The 15,479-nt window shown below is 60.8% G+C and carries 14 protein-coding genes; 3 read left to right on the top strand and 11 right to left on the bottom strand.

Annotated features, from left to right (window positions below):
* Positions 1-15: 15 nt before the first annotated feature.
* The 3 genes from rpoD to rpsU all read right to left on the bottom strand — a co-directional run bounded on the left by rpoD (position 16) and on the right by rpsU (position 4,436).
* Entirely contained in the window at positions 16-1,866 is a 1,851-nt protein-coding gene (gene rpoD, locus AC3WLP_RS17320) for an RNA polymerase sigma factor RpoD (RefSeq protein WP_003255578.1), read from the bottom strand.
* Positions 1,867-1,933: 67 nt separating this feature from the next.
* Positions 1,934-3,916, bottom strand: a complete 1,983-nt coding sequence (gene dnaG, locus AC3WLP_RS17315; RefSeq protein ID WP_088513523.1) for a DNA primase — start codon at positions 3,914-3,916, stop codon at positions 1,934-1,936.
* A 304-nt stretch (positions 3,917-4,220) separates the two neighbouring features.
* Positions 4,221-4,436 (bottom strand): 30S ribosomal protein S21, encoded by a 216-nt coding sequence (gene rpsU, locus AC3WLP_RS17310; RefSeq protein ID WP_003255575.1) that lies wholly within the window; start codon positions 4,434-4,436, stop codon positions 4,221-4,223.
* Between the two features lie 204 nt (positions 4,437-4,640).
* Between rpsU and tsaD the strand changes: the two genes are divergently transcribed.
* Positions 4,641-5,666: a tRNA (adenosine(37)-N6)-threonylcarbamoyltransferase complex transferase subunit TsaD gene (gene tsaD / locus AC3WLP_RS17305; RefSeq protein ID WP_088513522.1), complete on the top strand. Its 1,026-nt coding sequence runs from the start codon at positions 4,641-4,643 to the stop codon at positions 5,664-5,666.
* Between the two features lie 17 nt (positions 5,667-5,683).
* Here tsaD and plsY read toward each other — a convergent pair whose 3' ends face one another.
* Complete coding sequence (plsY, locus tag AC3WLP_RS17300) at positions 5,684-6,253, bottom strand: glycerol-3-phosphate 1-O-acyltransferase PlsY (protein ID WP_004576187.1); 570 nt, start codon at positions 6,251-6,253, stop codon at positions 5,684-5,686.
* 74 nt (positions 6,254-6,327) lie between these two features.
* Here plsY and folB point away from each other — a divergent pair, with 74 nt between their 5' ends.
* Together folB and folK are read left to right on the top strand one after the other, a co-directional pair.
* Positions 6,328-6,684 carry a dihydroneopterin aldolase gene (gene folB / locus AC3WLP_RS17295; RefSeq protein WP_003255570.1) on the top strand — a complete coding sequence of 119 codons (357 nt, stop codon included), beginning with the start codon at positions 6,328-6,330 and terminating at the stop codon, positions 6,682-6,684.
* A complete protein-coding gene (folK, locus tag AC3WLP_RS17290) occupies positions 6,675-7,184 on the top strand; it encodes a 2-amino-4-hydroxy-6-hydroxymethyldihydropteridine diphosphokinase (RefSeq protein WP_003255569.1) in 510 nt (169 codons plus the stop codon). Before folB ends, folK begins: the two co-directional genes overlap by 10 nt.
* A gap of 221 nt (positions 7,185-7,405) precedes the next feature.
* On the opposite strand, the gene AC3WLP_RS17285 is transcribed toward folK, so the two are convergent.
* The 7 genes from AC3WLP_RS17285 to apaG all read right to left on the bottom strand — a co-directional run bounded on the left by AC3WLP_RS17285 (position 7,406) and on the right by apaG (position 15,344).
* Complete coding sequence (locus AC3WLP_RS17285) at positions 7,406-8,512, bottom strand: multifunctional CCA addition/repair protein (RefSeq protein WP_088513521.1); 1,107 nt, start codon at positions 8,510-8,512, stop codon at positions 7,406-7,408.
* Between the two features lie 55 nt (positions 8,513-8,567).
* Positions 8,568-10,136, bottom strand: a complete 1,569-nt coding sequence (locus tag AC3WLP_RS17280; protein WP_003255566.1) for a SpoVR family protein — start codon at positions 10,134-10,136, stop codon at positions 8,568-8,570.
* Positions 10,133-11,404 (bottom strand): YeaH/YhbH family protein, encoded by a 1,272-nt coding sequence (locus AC3WLP_RS17275; RefSeq protein WP_003255564.1) that lies wholly within the window; start codon positions 11,402-11,404, stop codon positions 10,133-10,135. Before AC3WLP_RS17275 ends, AC3WLP_RS17280 begins: the two co-directional genes overlap by 4 nt.
* A gap of 141 nt (positions 11,405-11,545) precedes the next feature.
* Positions 11,546-13,468: a PrkA family serine protein kinase gene (locus AC3WLP_RS17270; RefSeq protein WP_003255563.1), complete on the bottom strand. Its 1,923-nt coding sequence runs from the start codon at positions 13,466-13,468 to the stop codon at positions 11,546-11,548.
* A 282-nt stretch (positions 13,469-13,750) separates the two neighbouring features.
* On the bottom strand, positions 13,751-14,083 hold the full coding sequence (gene glpE / locus AC3WLP_RS17265) for a thiosulfate sulfurtransferase GlpE (RefSeq protein ID WP_010951742.1): 333 nt from the start codon (positions 14,081-14,083) through the stop codon (positions 13,751-13,753).
* Between the two features lie 14 nt (positions 14,084-14,097).
* On the bottom strand, positions 14,098-14,964 hold the full coding sequence (locus AC3WLP_RS17260) for a symmetrical bis(5'-nucleosyl)-tetraphosphatase (RefSeq protein ID WP_004576191.1): 867 nt from the start codon (positions 14,962-14,964) through the stop codon (positions 14,098-14,100).
* A complete protein-coding gene (gene apaG / locus AC3WLP_RS17255; protein ID WP_003255559.1) occupies positions 14,964-15,344 on the bottom strand; it encodes a Co2+/Mg2+ efflux protein ApaG in 381 nt (126 codons plus the stop codon). Before apaG ends, AC3WLP_RS17260 begins: the two co-directional genes overlap by 1 nt.
* Positions 15,345-15,479: the final 135 nt, after the last annotated feature.

The raw sequence follows: 15,479 nt of genomic DNA, 5'->3' as shown, positions 1-15,479 counted from the left end.
GCCGGGGTTTTGTCATCACTCGTCGAGGAAGGAGCGCAGGTGCTCGCTGCGAGTCGGGTGGCGCAGCTTGCGCAACGCCTTCGCTTCGATCTGACGGATCCGCTCACGCGTTACGTCAAACTGCTTGCCCACCTCTTCAAGGGTGTGGTCGGTGTTCATGTCGATACCGAAACGCATGCGCAGCACCTTGGCTTCACGTGCGGTCAGGCCCGAGAGCACGTCACGGGTGGCTTCCTTGAGGCTTTCGACCGTGGCTACGTCGATCGGGGACTGCATGGTCGAGTCCTCGATGAAGTCGCCCAGGTGCGAATCTTCGTCGTCACCGATCGGGGTTTCCATGGAGATCGGCTCTTTGGCGATCTTCAGTACCTTGCGGATTTTGTCCTCAGGCATTTCCATGCGCTCGCCCAGCTCTTCCGGAGTCGGTTCGCGACCCATTTCCTGCAGCATTTGGCGGGAAATACGGTTGAGCTTGTTGATCGTCTCGATCATGTGCACCGGAATCCGGATGGTGCGTGCCTGGTCGGCGATCGAACGGGTGATCGCCTGACGGATCCACCAGGTGGCATAGGTCGAGAACTTGTAGCCGCGACGGTATTCGAACTTGTCCACCGCTTTCATCAGACCGATGTTGCCTTCCTGGATCAGGTCGAGGAACTGCAGGCCACGGTTGGTGTACTTCTTGGCGATGGAAATCACCAGACGCAGGTTCGCCTCGACCATTTCTTTCTTGGCGCGGCGGGCCTTGGCTTCACCGATCGACATGCGACGGTTGATTTCCTTGATCTCGGCAACGGTCAGGCCGGTTTCGGTCTCAAGGTCGATCAGCTTCTGTTGGCAAGCGACGATGGCAGCGTTCTTTTCACCCAGGGCGGCAGCCCACTTGGTGTTGCGCTTGGCCAGGTCACCGCTCCAGGTCTGGTCGGTTTCGTTGCTTGGGAACATGCGCAGGAAGTCGGCTCGCGGCATGCGGGCGTCACGTACGCAGAGCTGCATGATGGCGCGTTCTTGCTGCCGCAGACGGTTCAGGGCATCACGTACACGCTCGACCAGTACCTCGAACTGCTTCGGTACCAGCTTGATCGGCATGAACAGGTCAGCCAGGGCCTGCAGGGCCTCGATGCTTTCCTTGTGGTTACGACCATTTTTCTTCAGGACCTTGGAGGTCGCCTGAAGCTGATCGGATACCGCACCGAAGCGTTGGGCTGCGACTACCGGGTCCGGGCCGCTCTCGGCCTCTTCCTCGTCGTCACCGCTTTCGGATTCTTCTTCGTCGTCGTCGGACTCTTCCTTCGCCGCAGCGGCCTTGGCGCCTGGGATCGGCACTTCTTCGGTTGGCGCGGCAATGTTGTCGTCAGGGTCGATGTAACCGCTGAGAACGTCCGACAGGCGGCCACCCTCGGTGGTGACGCGATCATATTCGCCGAGAATGTAGTCGACAGTGCCCGGGAAGTGGGCGATAGCGCCCATGACTTCACGAATGCCTTCCTCGATACGCTTGGCGATTTCGATCTCGCCTTCGCGGGTCAGCAGCTCGACAGTACCCATTTCGCGCATATACATGCGCACCGGGTCGGTCGTGCGGCCGATATCGGTTTCAACTGCCGCCAATGCAGCAGCGGCTTCTTCGGCCGCGGCTTCATCGGTGTCGGCTTCCGCCAACAGAAGGGCATCCGCATCCGGAGCACTCTCGAATACGTTGATCCCCATGTCGTTGATCATGCGGATGATGTCTTCCACCTGTTCCGGATCTGAAATATCCTCAGGCAGGTGGTCGTTGACCTCCGCGTAAGTCAGGTAGCCCTGCTCACGACCGCGGGTGATCAACTCTTTGATACGAGACTGCTGTTGCGCTTTTCCGGACATAACACCCTATCCACTGAAGGTCTTGGCGGGCAAAAAACAAGCCGAGGATTATACCCGAGCATGGGCCTCACGCGCCAGATGAGGTCGGCGTTTGTGCGGGAACATTTCGGCTCAGCAGGGCGAGGAGCTGGGTTTTTTCCTCGCTGGTCAATTCGCTTTGACGTGATTTCCTGAGCAGTTGTTCCAGGCTGCGCTCGCGTTGGCGGGCGGACAAGCTAGTTATAGTGTCGAAAAACTGTTGTTCAAGGTTGTCGGCCACGATAAGCCATTCCTTTTCCGCCAGGGCTCGCAGCAGGCGGCCCTGTTCGGTGCCATGCCAACGTGCGATCAACTGCATTGAGCTTAGCCCAGGATTTTTCTGCGCGGCTTCGATCAGCGCCACCAGCAGCTGGCTGTACAGGTGTTCTTCGTCGGCGAAGTGGCTGGCATCCTCCACCTTGCCTGCCAGCAGTGGGTGGTGCAGCAGGGTGCGCAGCGCGGCCAGGGTGGGCGGCTCGACCGGTGCTGGCACGCGGGGAGGTGCTTCGTCGCGTTGCTGCCAGGGCTTGCCGCTCTTGCGGTTCTTGTCCCAGGGTTTGTCACTCCACGGCTTCTTGCTACCACCCTTGTTGGGCTTCCATGCCTGCTCCTGATGAACGGGGGCATAGTCGTGCTGTGGCATGTCGCCGTAGTCGGGGGTGTAGCTGGCCATGGCGTCGTAGTCGTAGCCAGGGTCGTAGTCCGGCATGCTGCTGGTCGCCGGCGCTTGTTGCGCCAGCTGCTCGACCTGCTGCGGGTCGAGGCCGGTGATTTCCTTCAGGCGGTTGCGCATCAGCTGACGCAGGTTGGCGCCGGGGATCTTTTCGATCAACGGTGCGGCCAAGGTCGCCATATGCGCCTTGCCTTCCAGTGAGCGCGGGTCGGCTTCGACGCCAAGTTGCTCGAAGAAGTAGTCGGCCAGCGGTTGGGCGTGCTGGTTGATACGGGCCATGAAGGCGTCGGTACCTTCGGCACGCACCAGGCTGTCGGGGTCTTCGCCTTCGGGCAGGAACAGGAAGCGCGCGCGACGGCCGTCCTGCAGGTTCGACAATGTCGATTCCAGTGCGCGCCAGGCCGCCTTGCGCCCAGCCTGGTCGCCGTCAAAACAGAACAGCACGCTGGGCACCACGCGGAACAGGCGCTTGAGGTGCTCTTCGCTGGTGGCGGTGCCAAGGGTGGCCACGGCATTGCGCAGGCCTTGCTGGGCCAGGGCAATGACGTCCATGTAGCCCTCGACGACGATGATCTCGTCGAGGTTGCGGTTGTGCTTGCGCGCCTCGTACAGCCCGTACAGCTCCTGTCCCTTGTGGAACACCGGGGTTTCCGGGGAGTTCAGGTACTTGGGCTTGTCGTCGCCGAGCACCCGGCCACCGAAGGCGATGATGCGCCCGCGGCTGTCACGTATCGGGAACATCACCCGGTCGCGGAAGCGGTCGTAGCGCTTGCCGCTCTCGGCGTTCTCGATCAGCAGGCCGGCATCGATCATCACCTTCTGCTGCAGGGTGTCGGCACCCAGGTGCTTGAGCAGGTTGTCCCAGCCGGGCGGGGCAAAGCCCAGGCCGAAGTCGCGGGCAATTTCCCCGGACAGGCCGCGGCCCTTGAGGTAGTCCACCGCTGCCTTGCGTGACGGGTGGCTGCGCAGGGCCTGGCGGTAAAACTCCGAGGCGGCGTCCAGTAGCGGGTACAGTGGCGAGTCAGTGGGCTGGCGCGGCTTCTGGTCACGGCGGCCTTGCTCGCGGGGGACTTCCATGCCAGCGGCGCGTGCCAGTTCCTCGACGGCCTGGGGGAAGTCCAGGTTGTCGTGGTCCATGACAAAGCCCAAGGCGTTGCCTCCGGCGCCACAGCCGAAGCAGTAGTAGAACTGCTTGTCTGGGCTGACCGTGAAGGACGGGGTTTTTTCTTTGTGGAACGGGCAGCAGGCCGAGTAGTTCTTGCCGGTTTTTTTCAGCTGGACGCGCGAACTCACCACGTCGACGATGTCGAGGCGGTTGATCAGGTCGTCAATGAAACTCTGGGGAATCAGCCCGGCCATGGCAGTCTCGTTATCTGGCAACTGGCAAGTCTAATCGCTCACGCGCCGAAGGGGGCGAGTGCTGCTTGGGGAAGTGCGAGGGAATGTGTGCTCGTCGCCAGCCCCTAAGGGCTCGTCAGTCGGACGTGCACGCCTGGTCATACAGCAAGGAGGACCAGCTCTGACGTTTCAGGCAGGTTGCCCATGATGCAGTTCGCATGAAGCTTGTGCAGGGCCTTGAGCTAGCTGCTCAAGTTTGAAACGACCACTGCCATCGCCCGGGGGTTAGCCGGGCAGGGCAGAAGCTTTGCGTTGAACGTCTGTATTAGTACAGACGAACGGCGCGGCGCTGTTCGCGCTGAACTTTCTTGGCGTGACGCTTAACAGCAGCAGCTGCTTTGCGCTTACGCTCTGCGGTCGGCTTCTCGTAAAACTCGCGGCTACGAACTTCAGCCAGTACACCGGCTTTTTCGCAGGAGCGCTTGAAACGACGCAGAGCTACGTCGAAGGGTTCGTTCTCTTTAACTTTGACGGCTGGCATCCAGGGCTACCTTAATTCATTACCGGGGTAGACGTGCTCCTGGCAAAACAAAGGTGTGCTGGAGAACGTCGGTTTTCAAGGGTTGCGGATGTTAACCCTTAGCAAGCCGGAATGCAAAGCCTCTGATCGAAAACCGCTGGTCGGCACCCGACACGGGGACTATCATGCGCGGCTTCGAATTCAGCCCCCACAAGGGACGAGCCCATGCTAGTACTGGGATTGGAAACATCCTGCGACGAAACCGGCGTCGCATTATACGACAGTGAACGCGGTTTGTTGGCCGACGCACTGTTCAGCCAGATCGACCTGCACCGCGTCTTCGGCGGCGTGGTGCCCGAGCTTGCCTCGCGTGATCACGTCAAGCGAATGCTGCCGCTCATCCGCCAGGTGCTGGACGAGGCAGGCTGCGTTGCCACCGAAATCGACGCCATCGCCTACACCGCGGGCCCCGGCCTGGTCGGCGCCTTGCTGGTGGGCGCTTCCTGCGCCCAGGCGCTGGCCTTTTCCTGGGACATCCCGGCGATCGGTGTGCACCACATGGAGGGTCACCTGCTGGCGCCCATGCTGGAAGAAAACCCGCCAGCGTTTCCGTTCGTCGCTTTGTTGGTTTCCGGTGGCCATACCCAGCTGGTTCGGGTCGATGGCATCGGTCAGTACGAACTGTTGGGTGAGAGCCTGGACGATGCTGCCGGTGAAGCGTTCGACAAGACTGCCAAGCTGATCGGCCTCAATTACCCAGGCGGTCCGGAAATTGCGCGTCTGGCCGAACAAGGTGTGGCCGGGCGCTTCGTCTTCCCGCGGCCAATGACCGATCGGCCAGGCCTGGAATTCAGCTTCAGTGGCCTCAAGACCTTCGCCCTGAACACTTGGCAGCAATGCAAGAATGCTGGCGACGACAGTGAGCAAACCCGTTGCGACCTGTCCCTGGCATTCCAGCAGGCGGTGGTGGAGACTTTGACCATCAAGTGCAAGCGGGCGCTCAAGCAGACCGGCCTCAAGCGGCTGGTCATCGCGGGTGGCGTGAGTGCCAACAAGGCCCTGCGCGCGTCCCTGGAGGACATGCTCGGTAGCATCAAGGGCAACGTGTACTACGCGCGCCCGCAATTCTGTACCGACAATGGTGCGATGATCGCCTACGCCGGTTGCCAACGCCTGCTGGCCGGGCAGCAGCAAGACCTGGCGATCAGCGTGCAGGCACGCTGGCCGATGGAACAGTTGCCGCCGCTGTAAGGCAGCGCGTCGAAGGTTCAGAAGTGCCGTTCGCGCCCTGCAAACAAGTCGCGCAGGTTGTTGCGGTGGCGCCACACGATCATCACAGTCAGTACGCTGATCGGCAGCAGGGCTTCGGGCTCGCGCCAGGCCAGCAATGGCAAGGTGAGTGGCGTGGCAATCAGTGCGGCCAGTGAGCTGGTACGCGTGAGGTAGAAGGTCAGCAGCCAGGCGCCGATGGCCAGCAGCGCGGCCGGGAAATACAGGCCCATGAGCATGCCGGCAGCCGTCGCCACGCCCTTGCCGCCCTTGAAACGGAAGTACAGGGGGAACAGGTGGCCCAGCACCGCGCATATGCCGACCCAGGCCTGCGCGTGCAGGTCCAGCCCGGCAACGCGGGCGAGCAGTACCGGCAAAAGGCCCTTGCACAGGTCGCCAAGCAGGGTCAGGATCGCCAGTTTACGGCCTGCCAGGCGTAGCATGTTGGTGGCGCCGGCATTGCCTGAGCCGCTGGAACGCGGGTCCGGGCTGCCCGAGAGGCGGCTGAGAACAATGGCGAAGGACAGCGAGCCGAGCAGGTAGGCGAGCAACGCCAGTAACCAAAACATGCTAACTATTCCGGGCGAGGACGCCCTGATTCTAACGGCGCCAGTCGCCCTTGTCGTGCTGTGGAGAGAAGTGCTTGGACAGAGTGTTCATCGAAGGCCTGGAAGTCGATACCGTTATCGGTGCCTATGACTGGGAGCGGGATATTCGCCAGTGCTTGCGCCTGGACCTGAGCTTTGCCTGGGACAACCGCCCGGCCGCCGCCGGAGACGACCTGAGCCTGGCGCTGGATTACGCCAGTGTGTCGGCGCGCATCCAGGCGTTTGCCGAACAGGCCCGTTTCGAGCTGGTTGAAACATTTGCCGAGCGACTGGTGGCCACCCTGATGGACGAGTTCCACATCCCTTGGGTGCGCTTGAAGCTGACCAAGCCGGGCGCGGTGCCCGCGGCCCGTGGTGGTGTAGGCGTGGAGATCGAGCGCGGATGTCTTTGAGCACGGTTTACCTGGGCCTGGGCAGCAATATCGACCGTGAGGCGCATTTGTGCGCCGGGCTCGATGCGTTGGCTGGCATCCTGACCGACATGCGCTGTTCGCCGGCATTCGAAAGCCAGGCGGTGGGCATCAAGAGCGGGCCGTTCATCAACTTCGTGGTGACCGGGCAAACCGCGTTGCCGTTGATCGAGCTGGACCGCCGGCTGAAGTTCATCGAGGCCGACAATGGCCGCTATGCCCCGGACCGCAAAGGGTTGCCGCTGGATATCGACGTGCTGATGTATGACGATTTGCACGGTACCTTCGATGGGCTGGTACTGCCCCGTGCCGAGATCCTGAAGAACGCTTTTGTGCTGTGGCCGCTGTCGTTGCTGGCACCCGACCTGGTGCATCCGGGGGTGGGCAAGCGCATGGCGCAGCTGTGGCAGGAAGCGCAGATCGATCAGGTACTGGCCCCGGTCGCCTTTGAGTGGCGCGGGTTGCAGTTGACGCCCGCTTAAGCCTGTATCTACAACGGGCTGAGACCAACCTCTGATGTGTGCCCCCTGTAGGAGCGGGTTTACCCGCGAATACGGTGGCGGCTGCGACGGTGAACCGCGGGCGGAAATTGGCCCGCAGGTCCGGCCCTTTCGCGGGTAAACCCGCTCCTACAACGGGCTGTGCCCAACCCTCGATGTGTGCCCCTGTAGGGGCGGGTTTACCCGCGAAGAGGCCGGTAGGTCTAACCGCGCTGGTAAGCTTCGAGCGCTTTCAGCCGTTCACCTTTGAGTGCTTCGCCCAGTGCCTGCCCCGTCAGCCCGGCTTGCACCAACGGCTTCACATCCACCGCTCTCGCCGCCGCTGCTGCGCCTCGCAGGTAATCGGCCTGTGGGTAACCCTGCTCGCCATCGCCCCGCGCCGCCATCTCGCAAACGACCAAAAAATCCTCAAATCGCTGCGGCCGTCGGTACACATCGAACTTCTGCAACAGCTCCAGCAGTGCCGTGGCAGGCAGTTCGAGCGCCTGATTGCCCTGCGCCAGGCATTCCCCTGTCAGCATGGCCAGTTCCTGGCACTCACGCGGTGCCTTCAGGCGCTGGTTGACGGCTTTGATCGATGTCGGTGCCAACCCCCGCAACAGGCAGGCCCAGCGCACGTGCAGCGGTTGTGCGTGCACCGCTGCCTGCTCCAGCGCCGCCAATGTCCGGGAGCTGTCATCGAGCTCTGGCAGCAGCTCCTGCAGGGCCCCGCACGCGCTCAGCACCTTGAAGAACACCTGCGGTTGCACTTCCATCAGCGCGCGCTCGATTTCCTTCCAGCTGCGCTCGGCAGTGAGTGCCTGCAGTTCGCCCGAGGCACTGATCTGGCGCATCAGCGCCAAGGTTTCATCGGCAACCCGGAACCCCAGTGGTGCGTAACGGGCAGCAAAGCGTGCAACACGCAGCACGCGCAAAGGATCTTCGGCGAATGCCGGGGAAACATGGCGTAGCAGGCGTTGATCCAGATCGTTCCTGCCTTGGTAGGGGTCGTAGACCGTGCCCGCCTCATCCTCGGCCATCGCATTGATGGTGAGGTCGCGACGGATCAGGTCCTCTTCCAGGGTTACGTCGGGGCTGGCGTGAAAGGTGAACCCGCCGTAGCCTCGCCCACTCTTGCGCTCGGTGCGCGCCAGGGCGTATTCCTCGCCGGTTTTCGGGTGCAGGAACACCGGGAAATCGGCACCCACCGGCCGATAGCCCTTGGCGAGCATTTCTTCGACGGTGGCGCCCACCACCAGCCAGTCGATATCGCTGACAGGGCGGCCGAGCAGGCGGTCGCGCACGGCGCCGCCAACTTTGTAGATGTGCATGTGCAGCTCTCCATAACTGCCGACAGGATAACCCGTCGGCGGTCATGGGGTTGCATCAGAGGTGGTGGATAACGGCCAGGTCCATGCGACCGTAATCGGCGCTTTCGCTATGCTCGCCGCGCGGCGGCATGTGGTGAGTACTCATCACTTGCTCGCCTTGCACGGTCTCCAGGTGGATATCGAAGCCCCACAGGCGATGCAGGTGCTTGAGCACTTCGTCGGTCGAGTCGCCCAGCGGTTTGCGGTTGTGTTGCTGGTGTCGCAGGGTCAGCGAGCGGTCTCCGCGGCGGTCGACGCTCCAGATCTGTACGTTCGGTTCACGGTTGCCCAGGTTGTACTGCGCTGCCAGCTGCTCCCGAATCACCCGGTAGCCGGCCTCATCATGGATGGCGGGCACCAGCAGATCGTCGCGCTGGTCGTCATCGAGGATGCTGAACAGCTTGAGGTCGCGCATCACCTTGGGCGACAGGTACTGCAGGATGAAGCTCTCGTCCTTGAAGCTGCTCATGGCGAACTTGATGGTAGAAAGCCAGTCACTGCCGGCAATGTCGGGGAACCAGTGGCGATCTTCCTCGGTGGGGTTTTCGCACATGCGGCGGATGTCGGTGTACATCGCAAAGCCCAGCGCATAGGGGTTGATGCCGCTGTAGTACGGGCTGTCGAAGCCGGGCTGGAACACCACACTGGTGTGCGACTGCAAGAACTCCATCATGAAGCCTTCGGTTATCAGCCCCTCGTCGTACAGGTCGTTCATCAGGGTGTAGTGCCAGAAGGTTGCCCAGCCTTCGTTCATGACCTGGGTCTGGCGTTGCGGGTAGAAGTACTGGGCGATCTTGCGCACGATGCGCACCACCTCACGCTGCCAGGGTTCAAGCAGCGGGGCGTTCTTCTCGATGAAATACAGGATGTTTTCCTGGGGTTCGGCGGGGAAGCGCCCCTCATCGCGGTCGTTGCCCTTTTCGGCGTTTTTCGGAATTGTTCGCCAAAGGTCGTTGATCTGACGCTGAAGGTGCTCTTCGCGCTCCTGTTGCCGGCGCCGCTCTTCTTCGGCAGAAATAGGGTAAGGCCGCTTGTAGCGGTCGACACCGTAGTTCATCAGGGCATGGCAGGAGTCGATCAAGTCCTCCACAGCATCGATACCGTGGCGCTCTTCGCACTGGGCGATGTACTGCTTGGCGAACACCAGATAGTCGATGATCGAACTGGCGTCAGTCCAGGTACGGAACAGGTAATTGCCTTTGAAAAAACTGTTATGGCCGTAGCACGCGTGCGCAATCACCAGTGCCTGCATGCACATGGTGTTTTCTTCCATCAGGTAGGCGATACAAGGGTCGGAGTTGATCACGATCTCGTAGGCCAGGCCCATCTGGCCGCGGCTGTAGGACTTTTCCGTACTGAGGAACTGCTTGCCGTAGGACCAGTGGTGGTAGCCCAGCGGCATGCCGACCGAGGCGTAGGCGTCCATCATCTGTTCGGCAGTGATGACCTCGATCTGGTTGGGGTAGGTGTCCAGGGCGTAACGCTCGGCCAGGCGGCTGATTTCCCGGTCGTAGGTCTGGATCAGCTCGAACGTCCACTCGGACCCAGTGGAAATGGGTTGGCGTCTCTGTGCTCTGGCGGTCATGTGGCTAACCTGCGCTGGAAGAGTTCACGGAAGACCGGGTAGATATCGCCGGCCGATACCAACTGCTGCTGGGCGAACGTGTCGGGGAAAGCATCTCCGATACGCTCGTATTCATACCACAGCGCCTGGTGTTCACGGGGGGTGATCTCAACGTAAGTGTAGTACTGCACATGCGGCATGATCTGTTTGGAAAGGATGTCGCGGCAGATGGGCGAGTCGTCGTTCCAGTTGTCGCCATCAGAAGCCTGCGCGGCATAGATGTTCCAGTCGCTGGCCGGGTAGCGCTCGGCCATGATCTCCTGCATCAGCTTGAGGGCACTGGAGACGATGGTGCCGCCGGTTTCCCGCGAGTAGAAGAACTCTTCTTCATCGACTTCCCGGGCACTGGTGTGGTGGCGAATGAACACGACTTCGATGCGCTCGTAGTTACGCTTGAGGAACAGGTACAGCAGGATGAAGAAGCGCTTTGCGATGTCCTTGGTGGCCTGGGTCATCGAGCCAGATACGTCCATCAGGCAGAACATCACTGCCTTCGAGCTGGGGTTGGGTTGCTTGACCAGCAGGTTGTACTTGAGGTCGAAGGTGTCGAGGAAGGGCAGGCGGTTGATACGTGCCTTCAGGCGCTCGATTTCCTGTTCGACTTCCTGGATATCGGTGAAATTGTCTGGCTCTTCGACCCGCAGGCGATCGAGTTCCTTTTGTGCTTCGCGCAGCAGGGCGCGGCTGCTGCCGGTCAGGGCGATACGCCGGGCATGGGCCGAGCGCAGGGTGCGCACGATGTTGATGCGTGACGGGTTGCCTTCGTTGGCGATGCCGGCGCGAACAGTCTTGAAGGTATCGGCGCCAGTCAGGTGACGTTTGACCAGGTTGGGTAGCTCAAGGTCTTCGAACATGAATTCGAGAAATTCTTCCTGGGTGATCTGGAAGACGAACTCGTCCATGCCCTCGCCGGAATTGCCGGCCTTGCCGCGACCGCCACCGCCTCCACCGCCTTGCGGCCGTGGGATGTGTTCACCGGCAGTGAACTCTTTGTTGCCAGGATGCACGATGGTCTGTTTGCCCCCGCGACCATGATGCAAGACGGGTTCGTCGATGTCGCGCCCGGGAATACTGATCTGCTCGCCGTGTTCCATATCCATGATGGAACGGCGGCTCACCGCCTCTTCGACGGCCTTCTTGATGTGTTCGCGGTACCGCCGCAGGAAGCGCTGGCGGTTGACCGTGCTCTTGTTCTTGCCGTTCAGGCGTCGGTCTATAACGTAGCTCATGGTCCCTCCGGTGACTGGATGCAGCTGCAACCCACAAGCTTCAAGCTGCAAGAAAGAGCAGCCACCGCCGCTGCAAGCTGTGACGCGGGCAGCAATGCCAACGCCAGGCAGCTTGCAGCTTGCGGCTCGTAGCTTGCCGCTTTATTGCGATTTCCTGACCCGCAGGTACCATTCCGACAGCAGGCGCACCTGTTTGTCGGTATAGCCACGCTCCACCATCCGGGTGACGAAGTCGTTGTGTTTCTTCTGGTCCTCTTTGCTGGCCTTGGCGTTGAAGCTGATGACCGGCAGCAGGTCTTCGGTGTTGGAGAACATTTTCTTCTCGATCACGACCCGCAGCTTTTCATAACTCAGCCAGCTTGGATTCTTGCCATTGTTGTTAGCGCGTGCGCGCAGTACGAAGTTGACGATCTCGTTGCGGAAGTCTTTCGGGTTACTGATGCCAGCCGGTTTCTCGATCTTTTCCAGTTCCTCGTTGAGCGCAATGCGGTTGAGAATTTCGCCGGTTTCCGGGTCGCGGTATTCCTGATCCTGGATCCAGAAGTCTGCATACAACACGTAGCGGTCGAAGATGTTCTGGCCGTATTCGCTGTAGGACTCCAGGTAGGCGGTCTGGATTTCCTTGCCGATAAACTCGATGTAGCGCGGTGCCAGGTATTCCTTCAGGTAGCGCAGATAGCGTTCGCGCACTTCAGCCGGGAATTGTTCCTGTTCGATCTGCTGTTCGAGGACATACAGCAGGTGCACCGGGTTGGCGGCAATTTCGTGTGGGTCGAAGTTGAACACCTTGGACAGGATCTTGAAGGCGAAGCGCGTCGACAGGCCGTTCATGCCTTCGTCGACACCCGCAGAGTCCCGGTATTCCTGGATCGACTTGGCCTTTGGATCGGTATCCTTGAGGTTTTCCCCGTCGTAAACGCGCATCTTGGAATAGATATTGGAGTTCTCTGGTTCTTTCAGGCGGGAAAGCACCGTGAACTGAGCCAGCATCTTGAGCGTATCGGGTGCACAGTGGGCCTTGGACAGCGAGCTGTTGACCAGCAGTTTGTCGTAGATCTTTATTTCATCGCTGACCCGCAGGCAGTACGGCACCTTGACGATATAGATCCTGTCGATGAACGCTTCGTTGTTCTTGTTGTTACGGAAGGTGTGCCACTCCGATTCGTTGGAGTGCGCCAGCAGAATCCCGGTATAGGGAATTGCCCCAAGGCCTTCAGTACTGTTGTAGTTGCCTTCCTGGGTGGCGGTGAGCAAGGGGTGCAGGACCTTGATCGGCGCCTTGAACATTTCGACGAATTCCATCAGGCCTTGGTTGGCCCGGCACAGCGCGCCCGAGTAGCTATAAGCATCGGCGTCGTTCTGTGGGTATTCCTCAAGTTTGCGGATATCGACCTTGCCGACCAGGGCCGAGATGTCCTGGTTGTTTTCATCGCCGGGTTCGGTCTTGGCAATGGCGATCTGGTTAAGAATCGACGGGTACAGCTTCACCACCTTGAACTTGGAGATGTCCCCGCCAAACTCCTGCAGGCGCTTGGTGGCCCAAGGCGACATGATGGTATTGAGGTAGCGCCGTGGGATGCCGAACTCTTCCTCGAGAATGGCCCCATCTTCGGTGGCATTGAACAAGCCCAGAGGTGACTCGAATACCGGCGAGCCCTTGATCGCGTAGAACGGCACCTTTTCCATCAGCTGCTTGAGTTTTTCCGCCAGCGAGGACTTGCCGCCGCCTACCGGGCCCAGCAGATAGAGGATCTGTTTCTTCTCTTCCAGGCCTTGGGCGGCGTGGCGGAAGTACGACACGATCTGGTCGATGCACTCTTCCATGCCATGGAAGTCGGCAAAGGCCGGATAGCGGCGGATAACCTTGTTGGAGAAGATGCGCGACAGCCTGGAGTTGGTAGAGGTGTCGATCAGCTCTGGTTCACCGATGGCCAGCAACAGCCGTTCGGCCGCCGATGCGTAGGCACTGCGATCCTCTTTACACAGCTCGAGGTACTCCTGCAGCGAGAGTTCTTCCTGGCGCGTAGACTCGAAACGTTGTTGGAAGTGGCTAAAAATACTCATGACGTCACCTCGCTCGATACGTGGAGACGACGCCGGATCAGTCAGCTGATGCTGGCATGCAACCGGGTTGGCCGATTGCTGTAAACCCCCCAGAACACCCTGTAACGCTACCGATGACCCGCACGCCGGTGTACCGGCTCTCCCCTTTTTGGATGGCCTGAGCTTAAGCGTAGTTGGTTATCTGCAAGGTAAAGGGGCGAGAAAGGCAGAAGTTGCGAACGACCGTTCGTCAGATAAGCCGCAAGCCCGCGCGGGGCACGGGCTGCAGGGGAAAATAAAAAATTATTCAGCGTTGCCCTGGGCGGTCTCGGCCGGGTAGGTCGCGCGCCACAGTTCGAAGCCGCCGTCCACGCTGTAAACGTCGGAGAAACCCTGGCCTACCAGGTAGGCGGCAGCACTTTGGCTGGAATTGCCGTGATAGCAGACCACCAGGGTTGGCGCGTCGAGGTCGGCGTTGCGTATGAAATCGGCGACCGAGTGGTTATCCAGGTGCCGGGCGCCGGTGATGTGGCCGGCGGCGAAGGCCTGTGGGTCGCGAATGTCGACGACGACCGCACCTTCTTTCTTGCGAAGCTCCAAGGCCTGCTCAGGAGGGATGCGCTTGAATTCGCTCATGGGTACTACTTCCTTCAGGTGTGGTCGTTGAGTGTAGTGGGTTGTGCCGGCTGGCGCAGGGTGCCGTCGTCGGCGCAGTCGCAGCGGTGGTATTCGCCGCTGTCGACGTTGTACAGGGTCATGGCGCCGCCCCATACGCAGCCAGTGTCCAGGGCGATGACGTCGGGCTCGGTGACCTCACCCTGCAGAGCGGCCCAATGGCCAAAGATGATCTTCACGTGGCGTGAGCGGCGGTCCTTGTGCGCGTACCAGGCTTTGTAGCCTTTGGGCGCGCTACCCAGGCCTTCCTTGCTCTTGAGGTCGAGTTTGCCATCGGCCGTGCAGAAGCGCATGCGGGTGAAGTAGTTGGTGATGACCCGCAGGCGTTCGACGCCGGCGAGGTTCTTGCTCCACTTGTTCGGCTCGTTGCCATACATGCCGTCGAGGTACAGCTGCAGGCGAGTGTCGTCACGCAGCACTTCCTCGACCTCGGCGGCAAGCTCCAGGGCTTTGCCAAGGGTCCATTGTGGCGGTATGCCGGCGTGAACCAGGGCGATGCCGCGAGGCTCGTCGTAATGCAGCAGCTTTTGCTGGCGCAGCCAGTCGAACAGCTGGTCGGCGTCCGGCGCTTCGATGATCTCGCGCAGTGTGTCGCTTTTCTTGAGGCGCTCGACGTTGTGCCAGGCGGCCAGCAGGTGCAGGTCATGGTTGCCCAGCACGCAGACCAGTGAATGACGGATCGAGTACAGGAAGCGCAGGGTTTCCAGTGACTCGGGGCCGCGGTTGACCAGGTCGCCGACCAGCCACAGGCGGTCGACGGCGGGGTTGAAACTGACGCGGTCGAGCAGGCATTTGAGTGGCTGCAGGCAGCCCTGCAGGTCACCGACGGCGTAGGTGGCCATCAGTGCAGCGCTCCGGGCACTGCCAGCCGGAAGGGGGCAATCTCGGCGTCGAAGCGCTTACCGTCTTCGGCGAACATCTGGTAGCTGCCCTGCATGGTGCCAACGCGGGTGCTGATGACGGCACCACTGCTGTAAGTGTGGCTCTGACCAGGGTCGATGTTGGGTTGCTGGCCGACCACGCCGGCGCCGCGTACTTCCTCAACCTCGCCGTCACCGTTGGTGATCAGCCAGTGGCGCGACAGCAACTTGGCACTGAGCGAGCCGTTGTTCTGCACGGTAATGGTGTAGGCGAAAGCGAAGCGACTGTTTTCGGGGTCGGATTGTTCTTTCAGGTAGCGGGTCACGACGCTGACGTCGATTTGATAGCGGGGGTCGGACATGCAAGGGCCTTGGGCGAACTGACGCAATAATGCAGTCTAGGCCATTGGGAGGGGGGAGGGCCAGCGGTGATCGGGCTTTGGGGGGTGTGTTGTCGGTGCCGGCCGCTTAGCCGGGAAACCCGCTCCAACAAGGGG

It is taken from the genome of Pseudomonas sp. FW305-E2 (genome assembly GCF_058782925.1).
Note: the sequence above shows the minus strand (reverse complement) of the source record. Positions and strands in the feature narration are given on the sequence as shown.